The organism is Pseudovibrio sp. JE062, assembly GCF_000156235.1.
Taxonomy (GTDB): Bacteria; Pseudomonadota; Alphaproteobacteria; order Rhizobiales; family Stappiaceae; genus Pseudovibrio.
On record NZ_DS996810.1, the window covers coordinates 74,192 to 98,305 of the forward strand.

At 52.6% G+C, this 24,114-nt stretch carries 19 protein-coding genes; 11 read left to right on the forward strand and 8 right to left on the reverse strand.

The features are described 5' to 3' along the window. Positions 1–2: 2 nt before the first annotated feature. The gene (locus tag PJE062_RS15080; protein WP_008550373.1) at positions 3–320 is read right to left on the reverse strand and encodes a helix-turn-helix transcriptional regulator; all 318 of its coding nucleotides are present in this window, start codon (positions 318–320) and stop codon (positions 3–5) included. Positions 321–758: 438 nt separating this feature from the next. Between PJE062_RS15080 and PJE062_RS15085 the strand changes: the two genes are divergently transcribed. The 4 genes from PJE062_RS15085 (at position 759) to PJE062_RS15100 (ending at position 5,732) form a co-directional block, all read left to right on the forward strand. Further along, complete coding sequence (locus PJE062_RS15085; protein WP_008550636.1) at positions 759–2,120, forward strand: DEAD/DEAH box helicase; 1,362 nt, start codon at positions 759–761, stop codon at positions 2,118–2,120. Positions 2,121–2,159: 39 nt separating this feature from the next. Next, the gene (locus PJE062_RS15090) at positions 2,160–3,203 is read left to right on the forward strand and encodes a hypothetical protein (protein WP_208982335.1); all 1,044 of its coding nucleotides are present in this window, start codon (positions 2,160–2,162) and stop codon (positions 3,201–3,203) included. A gap of 74 nt (positions 3,204–3,277) precedes the next feature. Next, positions 3,278–3,778, forward strand: a complete 501-nt coding sequence (locus PJE062_RS15095; protein ID WP_008550463.1) for an MmcB family DNA repair protein — start codon at positions 3,278–3,280, stop codon at positions 3,776–3,778. Positions 3,779–4,085: 307 nt separating this feature from the next. Next, positions 4,086–5,732 carry a GMC family oxidoreductase gene (locus PJE062_RS15100; RefSeq protein ID WP_008550744.1) on the forward strand — a complete coding sequence of 549 codons (1,647 nt, stop codon included), beginning with the start codon at positions 4,086–4,088 and terminating at the stop codon, positions 5,730–5,732. Between the two features lie 61 nt (positions 5,733–5,793). On the opposite strand, the gene coaBC is transcribed toward PJE062_RS15100, so the two are convergent. The 3 genes from coaBC to PJE062_RS15115 form a co-directional block, all read right to left on the reverse strand. After that, a complete protein-coding gene (gene coaBC / locus PJE062_RS15105; RefSeq protein ID WP_008550175.1) occupies positions 5,794–6,996 on the reverse strand; it encodes a bifunctional phosphopantothenoylcysteine decarboxylase/phosphopantothenate--cysteine ligase CoaBC in 1,203 nt (400 codons plus the stop codon). Positions 6,997–7,136: 140 nt separating this feature from the next. Continuing rightward, positions 7,137–7,502, reverse strand: a complete 366-nt coding sequence (locus PJE062_RS15110) for a hypothetical protein (protein WP_008550530.1) — start codon at positions 7,500–7,502, stop codon at positions 7,137–7,139. A gap of 157 nt (positions 7,503–7,659) precedes the next feature. Then, positions 7,660–8,892, reverse strand: a complete 1,233-nt coding sequence (locus PJE062_RS15115) for a penicillin-binding protein activator (protein ID WP_008550237.1) — start codon at positions 8,890–8,892, stop codon at positions 7,660–7,662. A 356-nt stretch (positions 8,893–9,248) separates the two neighbouring features. Between PJE062_RS15115 and rsmI the strand changes: the two genes are divergently transcribed. From rsmI to PJE062_RS15150, 7 genes are all read left to right on the forward strand, one after another. Beyond that, positions 9,249–10,169, forward strand: a complete 921-nt coding sequence (gene rsmI / locus PJE062_RS15120; RefSeq protein ID WP_008550519.1) for a 16S rRNA (cytidine(1402)-2'-O)-methyltransferase — start codon at positions 9,249–9,251, stop codon at positions 10,167–10,169. Beyond that, a complete protein-coding gene (locus PJE062_RS15125; RefSeq protein ID WP_008550364.1) occupies positions 10,135–10,542 on the forward strand; it encodes a YraN family protein in 408 nt (135 codons plus the stop codon). The genes rsmI and PJE062_RS15125 overlap by 35 nt, the downstream gene beginning before the upstream one ends. Positions 10,543–10,659: 117 nt before the next feature. After that, positions 10,660–11,634, forward strand: coding sequence for a glutathione synthase (gene gshB / locus PJE062_RS15130; RefSeq protein WP_083793262.1), 975 nt, complete (start codon positions 10,660–10,662; stop codon positions 11,632–11,634). Positions 11,635–11,825: 191 nt separating this feature from the next. Continuing rightward, the gene (locus tag PJE062_RS15135; protein WP_008550210.1) at positions 11,826–13,352 is read left to right on the forward strand and encodes a YifB family Mg chelatase-like AAA ATPase; all 1,527 of its coding nucleotides are present in this window, start codon (positions 11,826–11,828) and stop codon (positions 13,350–13,352) included. A gap of 64 nt (positions 13,353–13,416) precedes the next feature. Continuing rightward, positions 13,417–15,663, forward strand: a complete 2,247-nt coding sequence (locus tag PJE062_RS15140; protein ID WP_208982336.1) for a PAS domain-containing hybrid sensor histidine kinase/response regulator — start codon at positions 13,417–13,419, stop codon at positions 15,661–15,663. A 261-nt stretch (positions 15,664–15,924) separates the two neighbouring features. Next, positions 15,925–16,866: a GNAT family N-acyltransferase gene (locus PJE062_RS15145; RefSeq protein ID WP_128647431.1), complete on the forward strand. Its 942-nt coding sequence runs from the start codon at positions 15,925–15,927 to the stop codon at positions 16,864–16,866. Between the two features lie 699 nt (positions 16,867–17,565). Continuing rightward, a complete protein-coding gene (locus tag PJE062_RS15150) occupies positions 17,566–19,551 on the forward strand; it encodes a transglycosylase domain-containing protein (RefSeq protein WP_157039200.1) in 1,986 nt (661 codons plus the stop codon). A 2-nt stretch (positions 19,552–19,553) separates the two neighbouring features. Here PJE062_RS15150 and PJE062_RS15155 read toward each other — a convergent pair whose 3' ends face one another. From PJE062_RS15155 to hemW, 4 genes are all read right to left on the reverse strand, one after another. Then, on the reverse strand, positions 19,554–20,297 hold the full coding sequence (locus PJE062_RS15155; RefSeq protein ID WP_008550261.1) for a M48 family metallopeptidase: 744 nt from the start codon (positions 20,295–20,297) through the stop codon (positions 19,554–19,556). Between the two features lie 175 nt (positions 20,298–20,472). Next, positions 20,473–20,886 carry a DUF2852 domain-containing protein gene (locus PJE062_RS15160; RefSeq protein WP_037037203.1) on the reverse strand — a complete coding sequence of 138 codons (414 nt, stop codon included), beginning with the start codon at positions 20,884–20,886 and terminating at the stop codon, positions 20,473–20,475. Between the two features lie 107 nt (positions 20,887–20,993). Next, positions 20,994–22,514 (reverse strand): polyhydroxyalkanoate depolymerase, encoded by a 1,521-nt coding sequence (gene phaZ / locus PJE062_RS15165; RefSeq protein WP_050773941.1) that lies wholly within the window; start codon positions 22,512–22,514, stop codon positions 20,994–20,996. Between the two features lie 373 nt (positions 22,515–22,887). Then, positions 22,888–24,051, reverse strand: a complete 1,164-nt coding sequence (gene hemW, locus PJE062_RS15170; protein ID WP_008550712.1) for a radical SAM family heme chaperone HemW — start codon at positions 24,049–24,051, stop codon at positions 22,888–22,890. Between the last annotated feature and the right edge of the window lie 63 nt (positions 24,052–24,114).

Consider the following 24,114-nt stretch of genomic DNA (forward strand, 5'->3'; position numbering starts at 1 on the left):
TGCTATGCTTCTTCCTGAGGAGCGCAGTAAAGACCGTAAAGAGTTTGCAGAACGGATTCCACTTCGGCGCTGGCCAGAGAATAATAGATTGTCTGGGCACTGCGACGGGTGGAGACCAGATTGCTGGCACGCATCTTGGCAAGATGTTGTGAAAGAGCGGACTGGCTTAAGTTCACAGCTTCTGCAAGTTCACCTACAGTACATTCGCTCTGAACAAGTCGACACAACACCATCAGGCGCTTGGGATGCGCCATGTTAGCAAGAAGCCGGGCAGCTTCCTCAGCGTTTTCTTCTAAGTCTTCAAAATTTGCATCAATCAAAGCTCGAACCCTAATCTTTAATGTTATTAGCAGCAGGCCAGTTTTAGGATAATGGCCATAAAAGCAGCATCATTTTTCTTGGTACCCATACATAAAGAAGAACATGAAACATGCAAGTAGCTGGACTGCGCTAACCGGAATTGTCGCCCTTTTCTTGTCAGGACAACCAGAATATTATGCTCCCCGGCAATAATTCTAGCATAATGTGGCGGGTCTATGTTAATAGCCCGATCAAACCACGCCCCAGAGACTATTCCAGTAGAATTAACTGATACAGCGTGCTGCTGTGCTGGATTTCTCGAAGGCAAACTTCTTCAAGCTTGTTTCACGCATCTGCTCAATTGAGGAACGCACTTTACGTTTCAGAGGACTGCGGGAAGCACATGACGAAATCAGCAGAACCGGAAACGGATACTCTGCTTATCTGAGAGATCACTGTTGACCGACTTTGACAAACTTGGTGTTGCAAAACCATTTCAGATCGCCCTGAAATCTAAAGGCTATAGCGAGCCAACACCTATTCAGGAAAACGCAATTCCGTACATTCTGGATGGCAAGGACCTGCTTGGCCTTGCTCAGACCGGAACGGGTAAAACCGCCGCTTTCGCAGTGCCGCTACTTCAGCGCTTGCTTGAGAGCCGGTATCGTGCTGCGCCGAAGAGCGTGCGCAGCCTTATTCTGACGCCAACCCGCGAGCTGGCGGACCAGATCACCAAGAACATCAAGGCCTATGCGGGCCGCACCAAGATGTACACCAGCTGTGTTGTGGGCGGTGTGCCGTTTCCTCCGCAGTTCCACGCGTTGCAGCGTGGTCTGGATGTGCTGGTGGCAACGCCAGGCCGTTTGCTGGATCTACACCGCAAGAACGGTGTGAGCTTTGATGAGCTGGAAATCTTCGTTCTGGATGAAGCGGATCAGATGCTGGATCTGGGCTTTATCGCAGAGCTGGAAGAGATCGCTTATCTGCTGCCGAAGAAGCGTCAGACCCTGTTCTTCTCCGCGACCATGCCGCGCGAGATCCGCGATCTGTCAGAACGTTTTCTGACCAACCCGGTAGAGGTGAGCACTGCTCCGCCTGCGACCACGGTTGAGACTGTGACACAGCAGATTGCGCATCTGGAGAAAGATGCTAAATTCCCGCTGCTGAAAGAGCTTCTGGAGAAGGACGAGTGCGAGCGCGCACTGGTGTTTACTCTGACCAAGAAGGGCAGTGCCCGTCTTGCAGCCCGCCTGAATGCAGATGGAGTGCCTGCTGAGGCGATCCATGGTGACATGTCTCAGGCAGAACGCCAGAAGACGCTGGATAAGTTCAAACGCGGTAAGCTGAAGACCCTTGTGGCGACTGATGTTGCAGCTCGCGGTATTGATGTGTCCGACATTTCTCACGTGATCAACTTCGACATGCCAAACGCGACGGAGAACTACGTTCACCGTATTGGCCGTACAGCGCGTGCGGGTAAGAGCGGAACGGCGATCACCTTCTGTTTGCCGGAAGATCGCGGCATGCTGCGTGCCATTCAGAAGCTGATTGGCAAGAAGATCGCGGAGATGGATGGTTTCACCTTCTTCCCATCCGATCGTGAGCCCAAAAGCGCGCGCAGCAATGCGCAGGTGGCTGGTAAGCGAGCGAAGGGTAGCGGTCCGCGCAAAGGGCCGGGCAATGGCAAGTTTGCGCAGAAGCCAAAGGGCAAACCTACTGGCAAGAAGTCTCCTCCTCGTCGTTCACCGAGCAAGTCTTCCGACAACGCATCTGCTCCGGCTGGTGACACCGGTGGTTACCTGAAGCGCAAGAAGCCCTAAGCCCATCCACTGATGCCGGACTTAGCTGAGCGATCCTGTGTGTCTTCACGCGGGTTGGAGGTGAAACTCCAATCCGGTGGCCGCAGCGGAGTGCTGGTGGTGGTGTTCTCACAAGTTCGCATTCCCTCCGGCAAGTTCGGACTGGAGCGACTGTTTGCCAAGACACAGCATGCCTGTATTTTTCTGAATGATACCGCCTCACAGTGGTACCTTGATGCGGAGCGAGAGATTGATCAGGCGATCGACCTTGCTATCGCTCAGGAGCAACCTGAACGGATCATCTATTACGGCGCGTCCATGGGGGCTTATGGAGCACTGGTCACAGGTTTGCGCAGGCAAGATGGCGAAATCTATGCCTTTTCGCCTGAGCTGGAACTGGGCACTGCAGGCACGCAAAGCGCTGATTATCTGGCTAGATCTGCTCCAGATAAGCTGGAGTTTCTGGGACGCCTGGCAGGAGAACTGAGGTTTCCAGTGCATTTGCTGTTTGGGTTGTTCGATTGGGTCGATACATGCGGATACCTTGCGGTTCAGCGCCTTCCCAAGAACGAACACCTGAACTGTTATGGAATTGCAGGGCCGCATGCACTGCATGACCAGCTGTATTCGCTCAACATCATCCGCCAGCTGATCAAAACATTTCAGCGAGACATATCTAAGCTTCTTGCGGATAAGAACTTGCTGTATTCGCAAAGCCTCACAGATTGCGAGGCATTTGCTCAACTGGGGCATGCATTGGCATGTGGTGAAGTTCCTACTTTGGAAGTCTCAGAGGCATTGCGGAGCAATCCGGGCTATGGGTTGCTGGAAGCAGAGCAGTTTGCTTTCCTTGGGGAGCCTTATGATGGAGCGGAGCTGCTTCGGGAGTGGCATGTGACCCTTCACGATGATGCGGTGATGAGGACGTCCCCAAAGCGCTGGCGGAAGACGTTTTTGATGCGGGCTGCAGAGCTTTATCTGCAAGCCGGACAAGCATCGGAAGCTCGTGACGCATTGGCAGACTGTATCAGGTTGTTCCCGGTTGATGAGAACATGCGAGAATTAGCGGGTCAGTTGGATATCGCAGTGTCGGCCCCTTACTAAAGATCCCTCTAATCTCCGATTGAATTTGTCTGGCAGCTTGCTAATATTACAAAGAACAAAGTGGGAACGATTTCATGGAATTTGTGAAGGGCTCAAATCGCGTTCAACTTGATGATCCTCTGGTCGATGGTCGTCAGTCTGACCGCGCATTGAAAATCCAGCGAGGGGTGCAGCGGTATTTGCGCGTTCTGGGCCTGACGAGCCTTCCTGAGGTCACACTTGCATCGGGACGGCGGGCTGATTTGGTGGTGCTTGGCAAGAAGTCAGAGATCTGGATTATCGAGATCAAATCATCCATTGAGGACTTCAAGACCGACAGTAAATGGCATGAGTATCGCGATTACTGCGATCGGCTGTTCTTTGCGACCAGCCCTGATGTTCCGCAGGAGATCTTTCCGGAGGAGACCGGGTTTATTCTGGCGGATGACTATATGGCCGAGATTATCCGCGAAGCGCCCGAGCACAAGCTTTCAGCGGCCACCCGCAAAGCCGTGATTTTGCGATTTGCGCAAGCTGCTGGGAACCGCCTGCATGATTTGACTGATCCGAACCAGAGAAACCTGCGGCGGGGATAAGCTGGGGAAGAAACTCAGCAAGTCTCTGCGTTTCAATGAGTTTTTCGGCGAATACACTACGCGCAGTTGCAGGCCTTACATACTCACCAGAATGTTCAGGTTTCCGTTTAGGGAAAGGCTCACTAACATCAGACCATAAAACAGCTCGCCGTAGTCAGGCGAGTGCAAAGCTCTTGTTTTGAGGCGTGTTCTCACCTGAGAACCGGGAGAACTTCTCAGGAATACGCCAAAGACCATTTTTGCTGCTGCATTTTCGAAGGAGGAGAGGGCTTTCGGAAGTGTGCTTTTGTTTCTGGGGAGGGGCGCAATGGATTTTGATTATGTGATTGTTGGAGGTGGCTCGGCGGGATGTGTGCTTGCAGCTCGCCTTTCTGAAGACCCTTCAATTTCTGTTTGCCTGCTGGAGGCTGGTGGCGAGGGTAAGTCCGTTCTGGTACGCGCGCCGCTTGGTATCGCGGCAATGGTTTCGGCAAAGCCATTTGCGATCAACAACTGGGCTTTCGACTCTGTTCCGCAAACCGAGCTGAATGATCGTACGACATTCCATCCGCGCGGCAAGGCGCTGGGCGGTTCCAGCGCGATCAATGCGCAGCTTTATATTCGCGGCCAAAAAGAAGACTACGACGGCTGGGTCGAACAAGGCGCGGATGGCTGGTCATTTGATGAAGTGCTGCCTTACTTCAAAAAGTCGGAGAGCAATCAACGCGGTGAAAGCTCCATGCATGGGGCTAACGGACCTTTGCAGGTCTCAGAGCAACGCTCCCCATTGCCAATCTCTCACGCTTTTCTTGCTGCTGCTGAAGGGCGGCAAATCAAACGGAACAATGACTTTAACAGCGGTGATCAGGAAGGCGTTGGGCTTTATCAGGTCACGCAGTTCCATCAGGACGACAAAAAGGGTGAGCGCTGCTCAGCGGCAGCGGCCTATCTTCATCCTGTCATGGACCGGCCAAACCTGACCGTCATCACACATGCTCGCAGCACGCGGGTGTTGTTTGAGGGCAAGAAAGCTATTGGCGTTGAGTACAAGCAAAAACGCAAGTTAGCAGTGGTGAAGGCGAAGCGGGAAACGATTGTTTCTGCAGGTGCTTTTCAATCACCGCAGTTACTCATGCTTTCTGGCATTGGGCCTGCGGATGAGCTGGCGAAACACAACATTCCAGTGCTGCTTGACCTGCCGGGCGTGGGCAAGAACCTGCAGGATCATCTGGATTACACCATCAGCTATCGCTCCAACAAAACGGATATGTTGGGGTTGGGCCTGAAGCCGGGGATTCAGCTGATCAAGGAGATTATGCGCTGGCGGAAAGATGGATCGGGCATGATTGCCTCGCCTGCGGCAGAGGGTGGTGCGTTTCTGAAAACCAGTCCAGAGCTGGAGCGCCCGGATGTTCAGCTGCATTTCGTCATCTCTATCATCGATGATCATGGCCGAAAGCTCTACGGCGGTTACGGATTTGGCTGCCACGTTTGCGTTTTGCGTCCGAAATCAACGGGGGAAGTGGGGCTGAGCTCAGCTGATCCTATGGATGCACCACGGATTGATCCGAAGTATCTGACAGATCAGGAGGATCTGGATGTTCTGGTGAAGGGCATTCGCATGACGCGGGATATTCTGGAAGGACCCGAGCTCTCTGAGTATCGTGAGGACATGATCCACGATTTCGGTCGCGACGAGCACAGCATCAAACAGGCGGTGCGGGAGCGAGCTGAGACAATCTATCATCCTGTTGGCACTTGTAAGATGGGCAAGGATGAGATGTCCGTGGTTGGGCCTGACCTGAAAGTACACGGGGTTGAAGGGCTTCGCGTGATTGATGCTTCCATCATGCCTTCACTGATCTCCGGCAACACCAACGCACCAACAATTATGATTGCCGAGAAAGCATCCGACATGATCCTGGGCAAACAACCGCTTGGCACTGAACGCGAAACCGAGCAGGTGTCTGCCTAAACAGCAAAAGGCCGGTACGGATTGCACCGGCCTTCTAAAATTCATTTCAGTCGCTGGGCTCTCAGGAAAGCTCTGCGATCTTTTGGACAAGCTGGCGGGCCACTTCGTCCTTACCCATTTTCGGCCAGTCCTCGACGCCGCCATGTGTCACAAGCCGCACCGTGTTGTTGTCACCGCCCATCACGTTATTCTCGGGGCTGACATCGTTTGCTACAATCATATCAGCGCCTTTGCGCTCCAGCTTTCCGCGCGCGTTGGCGATGAGATCATTTGTTTCGGCAGCAAAACCAACAACCAGTTTCGGGCGTTTGTCTTGTAGGTGACCAACTGTTTTCAGGATATCCGGATTTTCAACCAGGCTGAGCGCTGGCGGCAATCCGCTGCCGTCCTTCTTGATTTTCTGGTCGCTGTCATGTGCAACGCGCCAGTCAGCAACGGCAGCGGCCATAATCGCAATGTCAGCAGGGAGGGCGCATTCAACAGCGGCCAGCATAGCGTTTGCGGATTCAACGCGGATGGTTTCAACACCCTTCGGATCCGCCAGGATTGTCGGCCCGGAGACCAGTGTCACCTGCGCCCCAGCTTCGGCAGCGGCTTCAGCAATGGCGTAGCCTTGTTTGCCGGAGGAGCGGTTGGCAATGTATCGCACTGGATCAATCGGCTCATGCGTTGGGCCAGCGGTGATGACGATACGCTTGCCCTTCAAAGGCAGGTCTTTGGGAGAAAGGAGGTCTTCAATCGCAGCTACGATTTCCAGCGGCTCAGACATGCGGCCATAGCCAGCTTCGCCTTTTTCCGCCATTTCGCCCGCGTTCGGTCCAACGAAGTGAAGGCCATCAGCTTTTAGTTGCGCCACGTTGCGCTGGGTTGCCGGGTGACTCCACATTTTGGAGTTCATGGCAGGGGCAACGAGGACCGGCTTGTCGTTTGCCAAAAGCACGCAGGATGCCAGATCATCTGCAAGCCCATGAGACATCTTGGCCATGATGTTTGCGGTGGCAGGGGCAACAACCACAAGGTCCGCTTCACGAGAAAGGCGAATGTGGCCCACATCATGCTCCGCTTCGCGGTCAAACAGCTCGGTGAACACGGTGTCGCCGGTTAGGGCGCCGACTGCGAGAGGTGTGATGAACTGGGAGCCGCCATTGGTGAGAACCGCACGAACCTTTGCGCCACGCTCCTGAAGGCGGCGGATCAGATCCAGCGATTTATAGGCCGCAATTCCGCCTGTGATGATGAGAAGAATGCGCTTGTCTGAAAGCATTATTAAAACCACCTTTTGCGCGGGCGTAGACCCACCAACTCATTTCCTGAGCTAGTTCTATCCGTTTTCCCTACGGATTTCATTAGTTTCCTAAAGGCTATTCGTCCCATTGGGTAAATCGCGGTGACGCAGATCCAAGATCAGAGCCTGAACTTATCCGGATGGGGCCAGATTTCCTGTTCGGGCCTGTCAAATTGCATCAGTTCAATAAGGTTGCGGCCATCATGAATGAAGGCAACCCAGACACCCTCTGTCGGGCTTTGAGGGGGCAGGATAACATCCTTGCCCTTCAGAGCTTCGTGCAGATCATCAACCACATAGGCAACGTGCGGCGTTGTTTTGATCACATCGGGAAGGGGGTTGTCATCGTCGAAGTTCATCCACTCGATGGCGTAGGGGCCATCATAATAACCAGTGGCTGTCAGCTTCAGTTTTTCATTGTGGTCCGCTTCCGGCAGTTTTTCGCTGGTTGGGATGCCAACATGGTGAAAGCGTAATTCCTGCATGGCTGTGTGCCTTTGTTCGGCATGAGACGAAACCAGCCTAAGCCAGAGTAATCACCGTAGGGCCAACAGGACCAGCACAATTGGAAGGATCTGAAAATACCAATAAAAAAGCCCCGCTCAAACGAGCGAGGCTCTTTAGCATCAGATTTTGCGAGGCTTAGAACTGGCCTGCAAAGCTGCGCGGTGCCGGAGCAATTGGCTCTGCTTCGCGTTTGCCGGTCACGGCGTAAACAGCCAAACCGCGGTTGTTCAGGCCATCCTGCTGGAAGCGGAAGATGCCATCAATTCCGAGGAAGCCATCACGGTTGGTCAGCACACGGTCAGAGAAGCGATCCGGCCCTGCGGAACGCACAAGCCCAGCGGCCAGAATGGTTGCATCATATGCCAGCGACGCATTGCGCGGTGGCTGAGAACCATAGGTTTCGCGGTAACGGGTTGCGAGACGCTCGAAGCTCTGGTTGTCCGGACCCGGGAACCAGCTGCCGACCATGACTGGAGACTGAAGGATTTCCGGCGTGTTCCACTGTCCACTGCCAATCATCTTCACTTCGCCAAGGTTGGCGCCCATCTCGGTCATCACCTGCACAACGAACGGAGGAACACCGCCGCCTTCAGGCACAAACAGAGTGTCTACCTGAGAAATGGAGCGGCTCAGGCTGGCAACACGGGCACGAATGTCTTCGGCATTGCCCGGAATGTAGCGCTCAATGGTGATGATGCGGCCATTTGTTTGCCCTACAGCCTGACGGAAGGCTGCTTCAGCAACCGCGCCGTAAGCATTGTTTGGAAGCAAGGCTGAGTAGGAGCGACGTTCCTGCTCTGCTGCGTAAGAAACGATGCGGTTTACGTCAGAAACCGGCAGATAGCTGAGCAGATATGTGCCCGGCTTGGCTGCGTTGGTATCAGAGGAGAATGCAACGATAGGAACACCAGAACGACGTGCAACTGCGGATGCACCCTGAACAGCTGGCGCGAAGACCGGGCCGATCAGCAGTTCAGCGCCTTCGCTGATTGCCTGCTGTGCCGCGATACTTGCGCCTTCAGCGGTGCCGCCGGTGTCTTTTACGAGGAGCTGGATGTCAGCGCCCTGAAAATCTTCCAGTGCCAGCTTGGCAGAATTCTCAAAAAGGGTTGCCACGGAAACGGCAGACTGACCTTCGCCTGAGTACGGCAGAAGCAGGCCAACACGTACTGAACCGTTGCCGATAGCACGGCCAGAGACCAATTGCGGCTGTCCGTTTGGGTTTAAATCAGGCTGAAGAGGAGTGTTCACCGATGAGAAGTTAGGTGAATTCACACAGCCAGCCAACAGGACCGAGATGCCAAGTGCAGCCCCTGTCACAAGTTTGCGGAAGCTCATTCCACGCAGTGTGGCTGATCCTAAGCTCATGGATGCCCCATCTATTCCGAAGGCCGTAAGATCAATCCCTCGTTTAACAAGGAATGAAATCCGGCAATTTACATTTAGAGTTCACCGCATGCCCGCATGCACTCAGCTCTAATCGATTGTTTTGCGCCGTCCCTATCCGAAAACCGGTTCCCACTTTTCGGGGAGAGGCTGTCATTTGGTTTATTTCTACAGATCCACCGCAGTTAATACAGCCTCAACCCAAGGAAATCCGCGATTTTTTTAAGGATTCTGTCAAAAACTCCCCGTTGTAATTAGTCATTTTGCGGTTTGTTGGTTAGATGTGCACTCTCTACTGTGCAAAACTTGCTCCATTCTGGAGCTTTCACGAGGCGACCATGGATCATTCCGAAGCTGCATCTGAGCGGAAATACTACATAGGCGAGCATTCGCTGAACGCTAAACGGATTGAACCGGGCCTGCACATCGTTTCAACGCCAATCGGCAACCTGCAGGACATCACAATCCGTGCGCTGGAAACCCTTGCAGCTTGCGATCTTATTGCCTGTGAAGATACCCGTGTGACGGGTGTTTTGCTGCAACGCTATGGCATCCGCACACAGATGATGACCTATCACGAGCACAACGCCCAGAAGCAGCGTCCGAAGATTATGGAAGCGCTTGAGGCGGGCCGTGCGGTGGCTCTGGTTTCAGATGCCGGGACACCGCTGATCTCCGATCCAGGCTTCCGTCTTGTGGGTGACGTGGTTGAGCAGGGACACAAAGTAATTCCCATCCCTGGTGCTTCTGCCATGCTGAGTGGTCTCGTTGGAGCTGGTCTTCCGTCTGATACGATTTTGTTCGCTGGTTTTCTGGCAAACAAGACCCACGGCAGGAAGAAGCGTCTTGAAGAGCTGAAGGATATTCCGGCAACGCTGGTGTTTTATGAAAGTCCGCACAGAGTTGGGGCTTCGCTTGCTGACATGAATGAAATTCTCGGGAAGCGACAGGCCGTTGTGGCACGAGAGCTGACCAAGCGGTTTGAGACATTTCAGCGAGGAACCCTTGCAGAACTGAGTGATTTCTTCTCGGGGGATCGCCCCAAGGGAGAAATTGTTATCCTTGTCTCACCACCTGAAGAGCAGGAACTGACCGAGGTTGATGCAGACGCGCTGCTGATGGAGGCATTGAAAGAAATGCCAGTGAGCGCAGCAGCGAAGAAAGTCTCCAAAGCAACCGGGGTGGATCGAAAAACGATTTATGCCCGTGCGATGGAGCTGAAAAATGCAGGATCCGCAGAAGACACCGAGAGCGACTAAGAGCAATCTTCTTAAGAAGCAGGCGGCCTACCGCAAAGGGCTACAAGCGGAGCTGAAGGCTGAGATGCTGCTTCGTCAGGCGGGCTGGCAGATTCTGGAAAGGCGCTACAAAACCAAGCAAGGCGAGATAGATCTGATTGCCGAACAGGACCAGACAATCGTGTTTGTGGAAGTGAAGGCACGGCGGGGTGTGGATGATGGCTTATATGCAATCACGCAACGCTCTCAGCGACGGATCGCCAATGCCGCGCGGGAATGGGTTTCTCACCACCATGAAGTGGTGGGAAAAACCTTGAGATTTGATGCAGTTATTCTGCCAAAACACGGGGAAGCCCAGCATTTTCCTAATCTTTTCGAAGCTGAAATTTTTTAGGAAACAAATATTTTATCGCAAAAATGTAGACAAATTGCTTTCTGACCCACATATCTGCGGCTAACATCCATTATTATTTACGTGGATTTCTACCCCTGCGTTATTTTAGGAGTGCCTATGCCCCAAGCAGCTACTTCTGGTGCCAAGCGGCCGCTTAAAGTCGCGGTTCAGATGGACCACATCTCCACCATCAACATTGCAGGCGACAGTGCTTTTGCCCTGATGCTGGAAGCGCAGGATCGTGGTTACGAACTGTATCACTACACACCGGAGCGTCTAGCGCTTTGGGGTGAAAAGGTTATGTGCCGCGTTGAGCCGGTGACGGTGCGCGATGAAGCTGGCAACCACTTCAGTTTTGGTGAGCCGCAGCGCGTTGACATGTCCGATATGGACGTGGTGCTGATGCGTCAGGATCCTCCCTTCGATCTGGCTTACATTGCAGCAACCCACATTCTCGAGAAGCTCTCGAAGACAACGCTTGTGGTGAACGATCCGATTTCCGTGCGCAATGCACCTGAAAAGCTGTTTGTGACCCAGTTCGCTGATCTGATGCCACCAACACTGATCACCCATGATCGTGAAGAGATTGATGCCTTCCGCGAAGAACATGGCGATATCGTCATGAAACCGCTGTTTGGCCACGGTGGTGCGGCGGTGTTCCGCGTGACGCAAGACGACCTAAACTACGGCTCTCTCTACGACTTCTTCTCCGTGACTTTCCGTGAGCCATGGGTCATTCAGAAGTTCCTGCCGAATGTAAAACACGGTGATAAGCGCATTCTGCTGGTGGATGGTGAGTTCGCTGGCGCGGTGAACCGTGTACCTGCTGAAGGCGATCTACGCTCCAATATGGTGCGTGGCGGCTCTCCAAAGGACAGCGATCTGACTGAACGTGAAAGAGAAATCTGCGCGCGCCTTGGGCCAACGCTCAAGGAGCAGGGCCTCATTCTCGTTGGTATCGATGTGATTGACGGAAACCTCACCGAAATCAACGTGACAGCACCAACGGGTATTCGCGCCATTCAGAAACTTGGTGGCCCTGATGTGGCGGGCCGGGTTTGGGATGTGCTGGAAAGCAAGCTGGAAAGCTAAACAAGTTCAAGGCTCTGTTTCACGACAGGGCCTTTTCATTTTATCGGATCAGCCGTTTCTTTAACTCAAGAAATTACCTGAAGCTTTTAAAGGTAGCTTTCGTATTTCTGAGTATTCAAGGCTTGTGTGTTTCCCCTTCGTTCCTGCTTAATTACTGCAATTCTGATAAATTGTGGCTGCAGGAGTGTCTGGTGTTTTCTCGCATCTCTACCGTTTCCTTTCAGGGCGTCGATGCTGCCAATGTTGATGTGCAGGTGCAGATCAGCCCCGGCTCTGTCTACTTCACTCTCGTTGGACTGCCAGATAAAGCAATTGCAGAAAGCAAGGAACGGGTACGCTCCGCACTCATTGCCTCGGGATTGGCGCTACCAGCCAAGCGCGTGACGGTGAACCTTGCGCCGGCAGACCTTCCCAAGGAAGGCTCCCACTACGACCTGCCGATTGCTCTGGGACTTCTGGTGGCCATGGGAGCTCTGCCTGCTGAGGCGGTAGAAGGCTTTGTTGTTATTGGCGAACTTGCGCTGGATGGCAGTATCTCCCACGTCAACGGGGCTCTGCCAGCCGCAATCGCAGCTGTTGCCAATGAGAAGGGATTGATTTGTCCGGCAAGTTGCGGATCAGAGGCTGCATGGGCCGATGAAAACCTGAAGATCATCGCAGCAAACTCACTGGTTCAGCTTTATCGTGCTCTCAAAGGGGAGATTACACTATCCGATCCGAAACCGCGCAGTTCACCACTTGCCGCTAGTTCTTTGGACCTTGCAGATATTCGTGGGCAAGAGACTGCAAAACGTGCTTTGGAGATTGCTGCCGCAGGCTCTCATAACTTGCTGATGGTTGGGCCCCCAGGTTCCGGGAAAACCTTATTGGCCAGTAGATTGCCTTCGTTGCTCCCACCGCTTTCTGCTCGTGAGCTGCTGGAAGTTTCTATGATCGCTTCGATTTCAGGAGAGCTGGAAGATGGCGCTTTAAGCAATCAACGCCCTTTCAGGGCACCGCATCATTCTGCTTCCATGGCCTCACTGGTGGGAGGAGGGATAAAAGCCAAGCCCGGAGAAGTCTCAATGGCTCACAACGGCGTTCTGTTTTTGGATGAGCTACCGGAGTTCGATTGCTCCGTTCTGGATAGTTTGCGGCAGCCGATCGAGAACGGAGTGGCAACGATTGTGCGGGCTAACTACCGCGTCAGCTACCCATCCAAAGTGCAAGTGGTTGCAGCGATGAACCCATGTCGTTGCGGTTATGCTGGCGAGCCAGGTCACACCTGCCGACGAGGTGATAAATGCGCTAGTTCCTATCAATCTCGCGTATCCGGCCCTTTCCTTGACCGCATGGATCTACAGCTGCATGTGCCAGCAGTTTCAGCAAAGGACTTAATCAGTCCAATAACTTCGGAAAGCTCCGAAACAGTGGCCCAACGCGTAGCAAGAGCACGGGCTATTCAGCAGGCACGCTACACATCGCTGGGGCTGGACATAACTGTAAACGCTCATGCAAGTGCGCGGATCATCGAACAGATTGTTGCACTTGATAATGGCAGCAAGGAACTGATTGAGCAGGCTTCCATCCAGTTTGGTTTATCTGCACGAGGCTATCATCGCGTTTTGAAACTCTCTCGCACAATCGCAGATATGGATGGTTCGGATAAGGTGCAGAGGATTCATCTAGCTGAAGCGCTGAGTTTCAAGCGCTCTTCGGCCTATTTGGCAGCAGCATAATCTGCTATATCTTACCAATTGAATTTTACTGAATTTCCGAAATAGTTCGACTGGAGCAAATGCAGTGTTGAAGCGGAGACTAAAAACCGAGGAGAGCACCCACGTTGTTACTCAGGCTCGCGTGTCTCTGATCAAGCAAACAGAAGTCTCAGAGCAGTCCTCATTTATTCTCAAGAGTCTTTCCATCTTCGTTGGTGTTGTTTGTCTTGCAATCGCGCTGCTTTTGACGGATTGGCGTTCTGCACAAAGCCTTTATGTGGTGCTGCTTGCCTTTGGGGCCGGAGCTGTTCTGTTCCGCCGTTTTCCTGCAAGTGATGTGATTGCACAAAGCTGGAAAGCTGCTCAAATCCAAAGTGAGGTGGAGCAGCTGGAAGACCCTTCCGAACTGGCAAGTGATGCGGATTGGCAGCTGCGTGAAGCCGATGACCGGCACCGTTCCATTCTGGATGCGCTGGGCGCTATTGTTATCCGCTGTGACAGCAGCGGTCTCGTGCTCTCCATCAATGATGCGGGTAAGCGGAATTTTCCTACTGGATTTGGCATTGAAGTCGGCAAAGCCATTCACTTGCCTTATGCGGAAGACTTCACACCAGAACTTGAAGAAAGTGCAGCAGGAACAACGGAAGATGTTGCCTTGCGCACAAAACACGGAACCCGTTGGTATTCTCTGCTGCGTTTGAGCATTCGTGACGGCAGCGGGGGAGCTCCGATCATCCAATGGATCCTCACGGATGTCACAGACCGGCGGCACGCAGAGCAAAAGCTACGTGCAGACCGGGACCATGCCGCAAATGCCAGTGAAGCTAAATCCCGGTTTCTCGCAATGGTTAGTCATGAAATCCGAACGCCGCTCAACGGCGTGCTGGGCATGGCTGATTTGCTTGACGACACTTCAACAACCGCCGAGCAGCAGAACTACATCAACGCTATCAAAACATCTGGCTCAACGCTTCTGATGCTGATTGATGAGGTCCTTGATTACTCAAAAATAGAAGCCGGAAAACTGGAGCTAGAGACTGGAGCAGTAGAACTGACACCATTGGTCGAGCGTGTGGTGGAGTTGCTGTCTCCCAAGGCTCATGCCAAAGGACTACAAATCGGTTCTTACATTGCACCGGAAGTCCCGGAAACGATCCAGAGCGATCCAGCCCGGCTTCAGCAAGTGCTCTACAATCTGGTCGGCAATGCGATCAAGTTCACAGAGCAGGGCGGTGTTTCACTGGTCTTGCAGGTGTCGCAGGATTCCGCTGGCAATCATCTCTTGGAATTTGCAGTAAAAGACACCGGCCCTGGTATGGATGAAGTCACCGCAGCACGCATCTTCCGGGAGTTTGAACAAGGCGAATATGGGCGCGATCGCAAGTTCGATGGCGCCGGATTGGGACTGGCGATTTCCAAGAGACTTGCAGAACTGATGGGCAGCTCATTGACTGTTCAAAGTCAGCTCGGATGTGGTTCGACGTTCCTTCTTGAAATGCCACTCGATCAGATTGTCGATGAGGCTATTGAAGAACATTCAGAGCACATTGCAATCCTGACCAGTAATTATGTTGAAGCTGATCTGGTTCAGAGAACACTGATTAGCAACGGTTTTGTTCAGACCCGAGTGCTTGATATAGAAGAATTGGAAGCAAATCTGCTTACAGCACAGCTTGATCGCCTGTTGGTTGGTGAAGAGTATGTTGAGCGTATTCGCGACTTTTATCAGGAGTATTCTATTCATGCTCCTGAGATCATCGTGCTCATCAAACCTCAGGAACGAGCTCGCATTGCCGATATCAAAACTGGCGAGTTTTCTGGCTATCTCACACGTCCTGTACGCCGCGCATCTTTGTTGCGCCTCATTGCACTTGGTCCCGAAGTTGAAGAAACGGATGAACAACACAATGCGGCTCCAGAAGAGAACGAGCCGCCTGAGGAACCGCGGGAGCGCGCACCTCATCTCAATGTTCTTGTAGCAGAAGATAATCCGATCAACTGGATACTGGTCAAGGCTCTATTAGGCAAACTGGGGCACCACGCGGAGCTCGCCGAAGATGGGCACAAGGCTGTTGCTCTCAGCACAACAGGAACATTTGATGTAGTTCTGATGGATCTGCACATGCCAGGCCTTGATGGACTGGAAGCGATTTCCCAAATTAGAGGCAGAGAAGACAATTCTGCGGCTCAGGTTCCGATTTTTGTTGTTTCAGCGGATGTTATGCCGGAGGCAAAAGAAGAAGCTCTGAAGGCTGGTGCAGATGGATTTTTGAGCAAACCCCTGAAAAAGCAGGATCTCGAAGCTGTGCTAAAGCGGTATGCTAAGGGGTAACTTGGTATATTTAGCCTGTTCAATATCAAGAGGCGGTTGTTATACTCAGGTTAACTGTGGTGACAGCATGGTTTAGCAGATATGGGCACGCTTAAGCGGATAAATGTTGGTGCTATGTCACTCAACTGTCCTAAAACGAGCTTATATCATAGATTGACTACCCAAAATTGACATGGGTTACTCGATTGGTGCAAATTCAGAAAGGCGTTCTCATTATTGCAATGTTTTTTAAACACCTAAGCAATATGAGATATTTATAGTATGGCTGGATCTGGACATCTTTCCCCGATGAAAGTCCTAAGAAAAATCACACCGAACAAGCTTGCAGGGCGACCTGCGCCGCGGTGGATCCCACAGGCAATGCTGGGAAAAATGCCGGAGGCAGGACAAAGCCTCGGTAAGATTGGACCGCTTGAAGTTCGCCTTTCCAATGGCGCCAAAGAACTCAAGATGTCTCAGCGTTTGCGCTACGAAGTGTTTTACGAAGAGATGTCTGCGATTGCAGATGCTCAAACGCAGCTAAGCCGCCTTGATCGCGACAGTTACGACGAGATCTGCGATCATTTGCTGGTTGTGGATCACAACAGTCAGGTTCGCAATAAACCGTTCTCCAAACTGAAACCTCAGATTGTCGGCACATATCGTCTTCTCCGTCAGGAACTGGCTGAGTTGAACGGTGGTTTCTATACGGCTGGCGAGTTTGATATTCAGGGCATCTTGGATCGTCACAGCGATCTGAACTTTATGGAGCTTGGTCGCTCCTGTGTTCTGAAGCCTTATCGCACCAAGAAGACCGTTGAACTGCTGTGGCATGGCATCTGGTCTTATGTGTTGATGCATAATGTAGATGTGATGATTGGTTGTGCTTCGATTGAGGGCACCGATCCTGATCTGCTTGCAGAACAACTTTCCTTCCTGCATCATTTTGCCGGAGCTCCCGAAGAGTGGCGAGTTTCAGCACTTCCTGACCAGTACGTGGACATGAACCGCATTCCAAAAGATCAGGTCGATCAACGAGCTGCACTGCGTTCATTGCCACCGCTCATCAAGGGCTACTTGCGCCTTGGTGCTTTTATTGGTGATGGCGCTGTAATTGACCACCAGTTTGGAACAACTGATGTGCTGATCATTATGCCGGTCTCCAAGCTGAACTCACGCTACGTGAATTACTATGGCGAGGATGCTAGCCGGTATTCCAGCTAGATTCTCAGAAGCATCTCATTCAATGAAGGGCGGGTTTCCGCCCTTTTTATTTGCGCGAATATCGATACACGCTCTCCAGTTTTGATTGCTGATCTTCGCAATTCGCGTGAATGGTTTAACGCAGAATTAAGCCTGTTTCCTTAAAATCGTTCGTGTTTTGTATCCAGGTTACGGTCTCACTCCCAAGCAGTCTGTGGCCTGTGTTTGTTCAGGCATGCTCAGTCTTATCTGATCGCCATCGCCTGAGATAAGTGATTAGTATCGGGGTGATTTGGAGTTATGGCGACTGGCCAAAATGGAAATGGCAGAAAACGGAGGCCTGTGCGCCCCGGGCAACGCCCTTCCAGCAGACCGCCTCAGCAGCCCGGTGCCGGTCAGCCCAAACGCCCTCCACAATCACAACGTCCTCGTCTGCAAGGCGTTGCACTGCGGCCTGAAGACGACGAGGATTACATCCGCCGTCCAAACAGGGTCGCGGCCACGAACAAGCAGGCGGCCCCACGACCACGCCGTGCACCACAAACTCCCTCAGCGTCGAGCAGAAAACCTGCACCGCAGAGGCCGCGACAAACGCAAAACACCACAGCCAAGAGGCCTGCGAAGAAGCCGAGCCGGAAGGCGAAACAGCAGACATTGGCGGCGCTGGATGCCGCAACATCCTCTGGAAAGCCCAAAGGCCAGAGTAAGTTCCGGCGATTTATGTGGAAGTCGCTGCGCTTCTGCATGTATTGGAGCGTGGTCCTTGGTATCTGGGGCATTGTTGTTGTTGGCGGTATTCTTGCTTATTACGCGGCACATTTACCGCCAGCCTCAGAGTGGGCTGTGCCGCAGCGACCACCGAATGTGCGCATCGTTTCTGCAAACGGAACTTTGATCGCAAACCGTGGAGACACTGGCGGCGAGGCCGTTCGGCTGGAGCAACTGCCGAAGTACTTGCCTGATGCCGTGATGGCGATTGAAGATCGGCGGTTCAAGTATCATTTTGGGATCGATCCGATCGGTCTCGCCCGTGCAGCGTTTGTAAACTACACCAGCGGGCGTACTGTTCAGGGTGGTTCCACACTCACACAGCAGCTGGCTAAGAACCTGTTTTTGAAGCCGGAACGCACCATGCAGCGAAAGATGCAGGAAGTGGTGATGGCGCTGTGGCTGGAGTGGAACTACAGCAAAGAAGAAATTCTGGAGATGTACCTGAACCGGGTGTATCTCGGCGCTGGAGCCTATGGTGTAGATGCGGCGGCCCGGGTTTACTTTGGAAAATCAGCACGGCTGATCAATCTGGCCGAGGCTGCGACCATTGCAGGACTGCTGAAAGCGCCGAGTAAGTATGCTCCAACGCGTAACGCGCAGTTGGCGGAAGGGCGCGCACAGGTGGTGATTGCAGCTATGCATAGTGCGGGCTTCATCACGGCTGACGATGCCAAGAATGCCCTGTTTAATCCTGCACATGTGGTCACCAGCCACAACAGCAGCAGCGGCAATTATGTGGCTGATTATGTGATGGAGTTGTTGCCGGGTTATGTGGGGTCTATCGGTGAAGATATCATTGTCGACACGACGATCGACTGGGACATGCAGCAGGCGGCAGAAACAGCTCTGACCTCACGTATTGCGGAGTCTCGCCAGGAGTTTAACGTGACTCAGGGGGCTGTGGTTACGCTCAATCGCAGTGGTGCGATCCGCGCTCTTGTGGGCGGAGTTGATTATCGGAAGAGCCAGTTCAACCGTGCGGTTTACGCGCGCCGACAGCCCGGTTCTGCCTTTAAGCCATTTGTTTATCTGGCAGCGCTGGAACGCGGACTTGGGCCGAATACCATTCGCCGTGATGCGCGCGTGACGTATCGTGGTTGGACGCCGAAGAACTACACTAAGCGCTACTATGGTGATGTGACGCTGACACAAGCGCTAGCATTTTCCATCAACACCGTCGCTGCCAAGCTGGCGCATGAGGTGGGGCCTGCGAATGTGGCTCGAACTGCGCGACGCTTGGGCATTACTTCCTCTTTGAAGTCCAATCCATCGATTGCACTGGGTACCTCTGAAGTTACGCCTTTAGAGATTGCAGCAGCTTATGTGCCATTTTCCAATGGTGGATATGGTGTAGTTCCGCACGTGGTTCGACAGATCCGCAATGAGAAGGGTGAAGTGCTTTACCGGCGTTCTGGTGATGGGACAGGACGCGTTGTTCGAGGCGATAAGCTCAGCGAAATCAACAGCATGATGGCGCAAACCATTTATGGCGGCACAGGTAAGCGGGCATTGTTGGCGGGGCGTCCTGCAGGCGGCAAAACCGGTACCACGCAGGGCTATAAAGACGCTTGGTTCATTGGTTACACGAGTTCACTGACCACTGCTGTCTGGCTTGGAAATGACAACAACAAGCCGATGAAGAAGGTGAGTGGAGGGACACTACCAGCAGAGATCTGGGCCTGGATAATGGAAACGCAGCATCAGAACATTCCGATTGCGCGGTTGCCGGGTGTGCCGATCAACCTTGCGGAGACATCTCCTCTGCAAAAGCCGGGTACAACTCCAGCACGGCATCAGCCAACCTTTGTCACTGCTCCTCAGCAGCCACAGCCTCCGCGGCCAGCTGTGCAGGCAACAACCGCTCCACCACCACGGCAAAACAACAACAGCGCCAGCCCTTTGGATCTGCTTGGAAGGCTATTCGGAGGTGGGTAAGGTTATTCTTGCCCGTACAAGTGTAGCTGCGAGCCGTGCTCTTTGAGCCAGCGTTGGGCTTGCTTGGTGTGAGGAGCTAGCTCCTCACAAATGCGCCAGAACTCCGGTGAGTGATCCAGCTTCACAAGATGGGCGACCTCATGAGCCGCCACGTATTCTAGAATATCAGTTGGAGCCATCACAAGGCGCCATGAGAAGGACAGTTTGCCATCGTGGGAGCAAGAGCCCCAGCGGCTTTTGGTGTCTCGCAGTGTGATGCTGTGATAGTTGCGGCCGAGTTGTTGGGTGAAGTGCCGTACATGGCCTTCAATATCATCCTTGGCTAGTTTGCGCAGGAAGTCTTTGGTTTTTCGGTGGAAGCTTTGCGTTTCACCGGGCAGCAGCAGCAGTGGCTCGTCGGTTTCCTCTTCCATATCAAGCTGGGCCAGACCGCGCAGTTTGCCTGAGGAGCGCAAGGTATGCAGCATGCCTCTGATCGGGATACGGGCATGTTCTTCAAACTTGATTGTATCTGGGCGAGAGCCTAATCGCTGTTTGAGCCAGCCTACTTGCCGATTGGCGAAGTCCTGAGCCGTTTTCAGATTGCCTCGGGCTGGCACGGTGATAACCGGGGTTGGGTCTCCCGGTGGAATTCTGAGGATGTAGCGCTTTGCTCTTGAGTTTCGTTTCAGGCGGATCTGTAGGGACTTATGGCCCAGATCCACCTCAATAAACTCCGGCAAAACCTTTGTCGCAAAGAACCCCATGTCACCTCAAAAATTGCACTGATTGCTCTCGTTATTACAGAGAAAAGGGTGATTTGAAAGTCAACCAGTGCCATTTACTTTAGTGCGCTGAAGTCTTGCAACACAGTTCAAACGCAGAAAAGGGTGCCCTGCCAAGACAGAGCACCGGATGCTTATTATGAACCTTTAAGACCCATTAGATTGCTTCACCTGCTGAAGGTTCGCTTGAGCGGTTGTGACGGTTTCTCATGAACCGGTCGAATTCTTCCTGATCTTTAGCCCGACGCAGGTCGTTCATGTAATCATCGAATTCCTGACGCATGCTGTCGAGCTTTCTGCGCTCTTCTTCCAGGCGGTTCAGTTCTTTTTCACGGTAGTCGTCAAATGCAGCGTTACCGCTGCGGGTCGCAGTTTGCATATTGTCCATCGCATTTTTCAGATTGCTACGATTCCACTGGCATTTAGCTTCACGCTTCCAGCCATTAAAGTTGTCGCCCCACAAGATGTAGGCAAGCATAGCAAGACCAAGAGGCCAGAAAATTACGAATCCCAGAACCATAAGTGCAATACTTAGAGGATTCCAGGAGGGTTTTATTGCATTTACATTCATTAAAATCACCCCTTCTCAAATCAACAGACTTGAGATGGGGTGGTTCTATTTTCTTTTCAAGATATAGAATGAAATTTTATTAGACGATTGGTTATATTCACTTACATTCAATTAGAATGCACTGAATCATTGAGGCGACGCGCCTGCTCAACCCAATTGTCGCGAACCATGCGGCCACGGATGTCTAGACGGTCATCCAAAGCGGCTGCCTGATCTTCTGTCAGGTTTGCAATCTGCCAGTAATGGAAGATGCCAGCGCCGTTCAGGGCACGCTCCAGTTTCGGCCCAACACCGCTGATCAGCTGCAAATCATCAGCAGCACCTTTTGGCTCCGCCAACAAGATTTCACGCAGTGGATCACCTGCGAATTTCTCAGAAGGGTTATCGCGAAGCGCTTTTTTAGCAGCACGTTTAGTGGCTTGCTCGGCGCGAACGTTGATCGGATTGTCCTGAATGAACTTTACGATCCGTGGAGCGATTTCTGAGCGGTATTTTGAACCGTTGAAGACCCCGTAGTGACCCACACCCGGCTGGATGTAGTGTAAGCGGCGGCTGGAGGGAATGTTTTCAGCCAGTTTTTGCGCGGCCTGCGTTTGGCCAACGCCGGAAATATCGTCATTTTCACCTTCAACGGTGAAGAGCGCGGTGCCGGTAATCTTTTTCGGATCGACCATCTTGCCACGATGCATCATCTCGCCCTTAGGCAGAGAATGTTCGATAAAGACGGTCTCGACTGTCTGAAGATAAAATTCAGAGGTCAGGTCCATGACGGCGAGATACTCGTCATAAAAATCCCGGTGCTTTTCAGCGCTGTCACCATCACCTTCAATCAGGTGCTGGAAGAAATCGCGGTGAGCGACCATGTGGCGGTCCAGATTCATGCTCATGAAGCCGGAGAGCTGCAGGAAGCCCGGATAAACCTGGCGCGTGAACCCTTTGTGCGGGAAGGGTACTTCCATGATGACATTGCGCTTGAACCAGTCGATGCCTTTTTCGACGGCCAAATCATTCACGGCAGTTGGCGCTTCGCGGGTGTCGATCGGACCGCCCATCAGCGTCATGGTTGCTGGAGCGCATTTGTCTCCATTTTCTTCCATTAGAGAGACGGCAGCATATACCGGGACTGACGGCTGGCACACTGCAAGAACATGCGTGTTTGGCCCCAGATAATGCAGCATTTGCATGATGTATTCGATGTAGTCGTCCAGATCGAAGCGGCCATCCGCAATAGGCACCTGACGGGCATCTTCCCAATCTGTGATGTAGACATCCAGATTTGGCAGCAGAGCCTCAACAGTACCGCGCAGCAGTGTTGCGTAGTGGCCAGACATAGGAGAGACGATCAGGATTTTCGGGTCGTCTTTTCTGCTTCTCGGCAGATCCCGCTTGAAGTGCAGGAGGTCGCAAAATGGTTTAGACCAGATGACTTCCTCAGTGATGTCGACTTCTTCGCCATCAACAACAGTGGTGTAGAGCTCAAACTCCGGCTTGCCATAGCGACGGGTCACACGTTCCAACATCTCACAGGATGCGGCGACTGTGCGGCCAACTTGCGTGTGCGCCATGGGGTTCAGCGGGTTTTGAAAATACAAACGTGTCATATCCGCTGCAGCCCGGACAGGGGACATCGCTGCATGGTTCATTTCATACAAATGGTAGAACAGCACAGAATGTTTCCTCCCCAGACGTTCGCTTCAGCCAACTCTCGTTCATGTAGTTTTTTGATTTCCGCAGCACGAATACACTTTAGCCCGAAGTGCTGCACCGCAAAAGTATAGGCAGCCCTATACCTTTTCAGCAACATAGACTCATGGAGAAATACAAACCAACCTTAACTTGCATTGAAGATCAATAGGTTCTTCACCGCTGCCAAAGTGGTTGTAAGTGTAACCGACCATGTTGCATTGCACAATATGTAAAATAATACCCCAATCGAATCGAGTAATTCGAATGCAATTATTTCACTAAGTTGAAATTGCTAATGAAATTTATTTGGGAATGCTAATCGGAAGCCAGCTCAGCAATTACGGCATTCAGTAGAGGAAAGCCTGTTTGCGTTGCACGCAGGCGGGTGTTGCTCACCCATTCCACCATTCCGTTTTCCTGCAGGTTCAGCAGGCGTTGCGGACTGAACTGACGACCAGAGAGTTGTTCATAACGAGGTACGTCGATGCCTTCATGCAACCGCATACCCATCAGCAATAGCTCATCACCTTGCTCATCACGAACAAGTCTATCTTCAGAAATAGCGCCATGGCCTTTGGTTTCAACCAGCCCCAACCATGTTTCCGGGTGCTTTTCGGTGGACGTGGCCAGTTTGGCGCCGTCCTCCAACGTCAAACGACCATGAGCACCGGGACCAACGCCGACATAGTCGCCATAACGCCAGTAAATAAGGTTGTGCAAGCACTGAGCGTCAGGCGCAGCATGGTTGGACACCTCGTATGCTGGAAAACCGCGGGCAGCTGTGACTTCCTGTGTCAGGTCAAACATGTCTGCGGCCAGATCAGGGTCCAACATCTCCAGCTTTCCAGCTGCATAGAGGCGCTGGAACATGGTGCCGCTTTCGATGGTGAGCTGATACATGGACAGGTGGTCAGCCGCCAGATCGATGGCGCGGTTGAGTTCCTGCTCCCATGCCTTCAAGGTTTGGTTTGGGCGAGCGTAGATCAGGTCAAACGAAATGCGCGGGAATGTTTTGCGCGCAATTTCAACGGCTTGAATCGCTTCCGAAACAGAATGCTGACGTCCAAGGATCTTCAGTTCCTTGTCATCCAACGCCTGAATACCGACGGACAGGCGGTTTACACCAGCGGATCTGTAGCCTGCAAAGCGGGTCGCTTCCACGCTGGTTGGATTGGCTTCCATGGAGATTTCAGCGCTATCCGGCAGATGCCAGAGGCGGGCGATCTCGTTGAGAATGGTCTCAACGGTTTTGGGCTCCATAAGAGAAGGTGTGCCGCCGCCAAAGAAGATGGAGTCGACCGTACGGCCCGGCACCATCTGCGCATAGCGTGCCAGCTCTGTTGCCAGAGCTTTGGCATAGTGTTCCTGTGAGACCGGCTGATGGCGTACATGGGAGTTGAAGTCGCAATACGGGCATTTTGCCAGACAAAATGGCCAATGCACGTAAATCCCAAAGCCGCCAGCCGGTGACACAGTCATTCTTTTTCCTTTGCGCTTGCCAAAGATTTTTCTGTACGAGTTCTAATCCGAAAACCGGAAGCC

Bases quoted from the DNA above. Each gene is read 5' to 3' on its own strand.
- PJE062_RS15095 (WP_008550463.1), top strand. From the start codon at position 3,278: ATGGAATTTGTGAAGGGCTCAAATCGCGTTCAACTTGATGATCCTCTG.
- PJE062_RS15100 (WP_008550744.1), top strand. From the start codon at position 4,086: ATGGATTTTGATTATGTGATTGTTGGAGGTGGCTCGGCGGGATGTGTG.
- coaBC (WP_008550175.1), bottom strand. From the start codon at position 6,996: ATGCTTTCAGACAAGCGCATTCTTCTCATCATCACAGGCGGAATTGCG.
- PJE062_RS15110 (WP_008550530.1), bottom strand. From the start codon at position 7,502: ATGCAGGAATTACGCTTTCACCATGTTGGCATCCCAACCAGCGAAAAA.
- PJE062_RS15115 (WP_008550237.1), bottom strand. From the start codon at position 8,892: ATGAGCTTAGGATCAGCCACACTGCGTGGAATGAGCTTCCGCAAACTT.
- rsmI (WP_008550519.1), top strand. From the start codon at position 9,249: ATGGATCATTCCGAAGCTGCATCTGAGCGGAAATACTACATAGGCGAG.
- PJE062_RS15125 (WP_008550364.1), top strand. From the start codon at position 10,135: ATGCAGGATCCGCAGAAGACACCGAGAGCGACTAAGAGCAATCTTCTT.
- gshB (WP_083793262.1), top strand. From the start codon at position 10,660: ATGCCCCAAGCAGCTACTTCTGGTGCCAAGCGGCCGCTTAAAGTCGCG.
- PJE062_RS15145 (WP_128647431.1), top strand. From the start codon at position 15,925: ATGGCTGGATCTGGACATCTTTCCCCGATGAAAGTCCTAAGAAAAATC.
- PJE062_RS15150 (WP_157039200.1), top strand. From the start codon at position 17,566: ATGTGGAAGTCGCTGCGCTTCTGCATGTATTGGAGCGTGGTCCTTGGT.
- PJE062_RS15155 (WP_008550261.1), bottom strand. From the start codon at position 20,297: ATGGGGTTCTTTGCGACAAAGGTTTTGCCGGAGTTTATTGAGGTGGAT.
- PJE062_RS15160 (WP_037037203.1), bottom strand. From the start codon at position 20,886: ATGAATGTAAATGCAATAAAACCCTCCTGGAATCCTCTAAGTATTGCA.
- phaZ (WP_050773941.1), bottom strand. From the start codon at position 22,514: ATGTCCCCTGTCCGGGCTGCAGCGGATATGACACGTTTGTATTTTCAA.
- hemW (WP_008550712.1), bottom strand. From the start codon at position 24,051: ATGACTGTGTCACCGGCTGGCGGCTTTGGGATTTACGTGCATTGGCCA.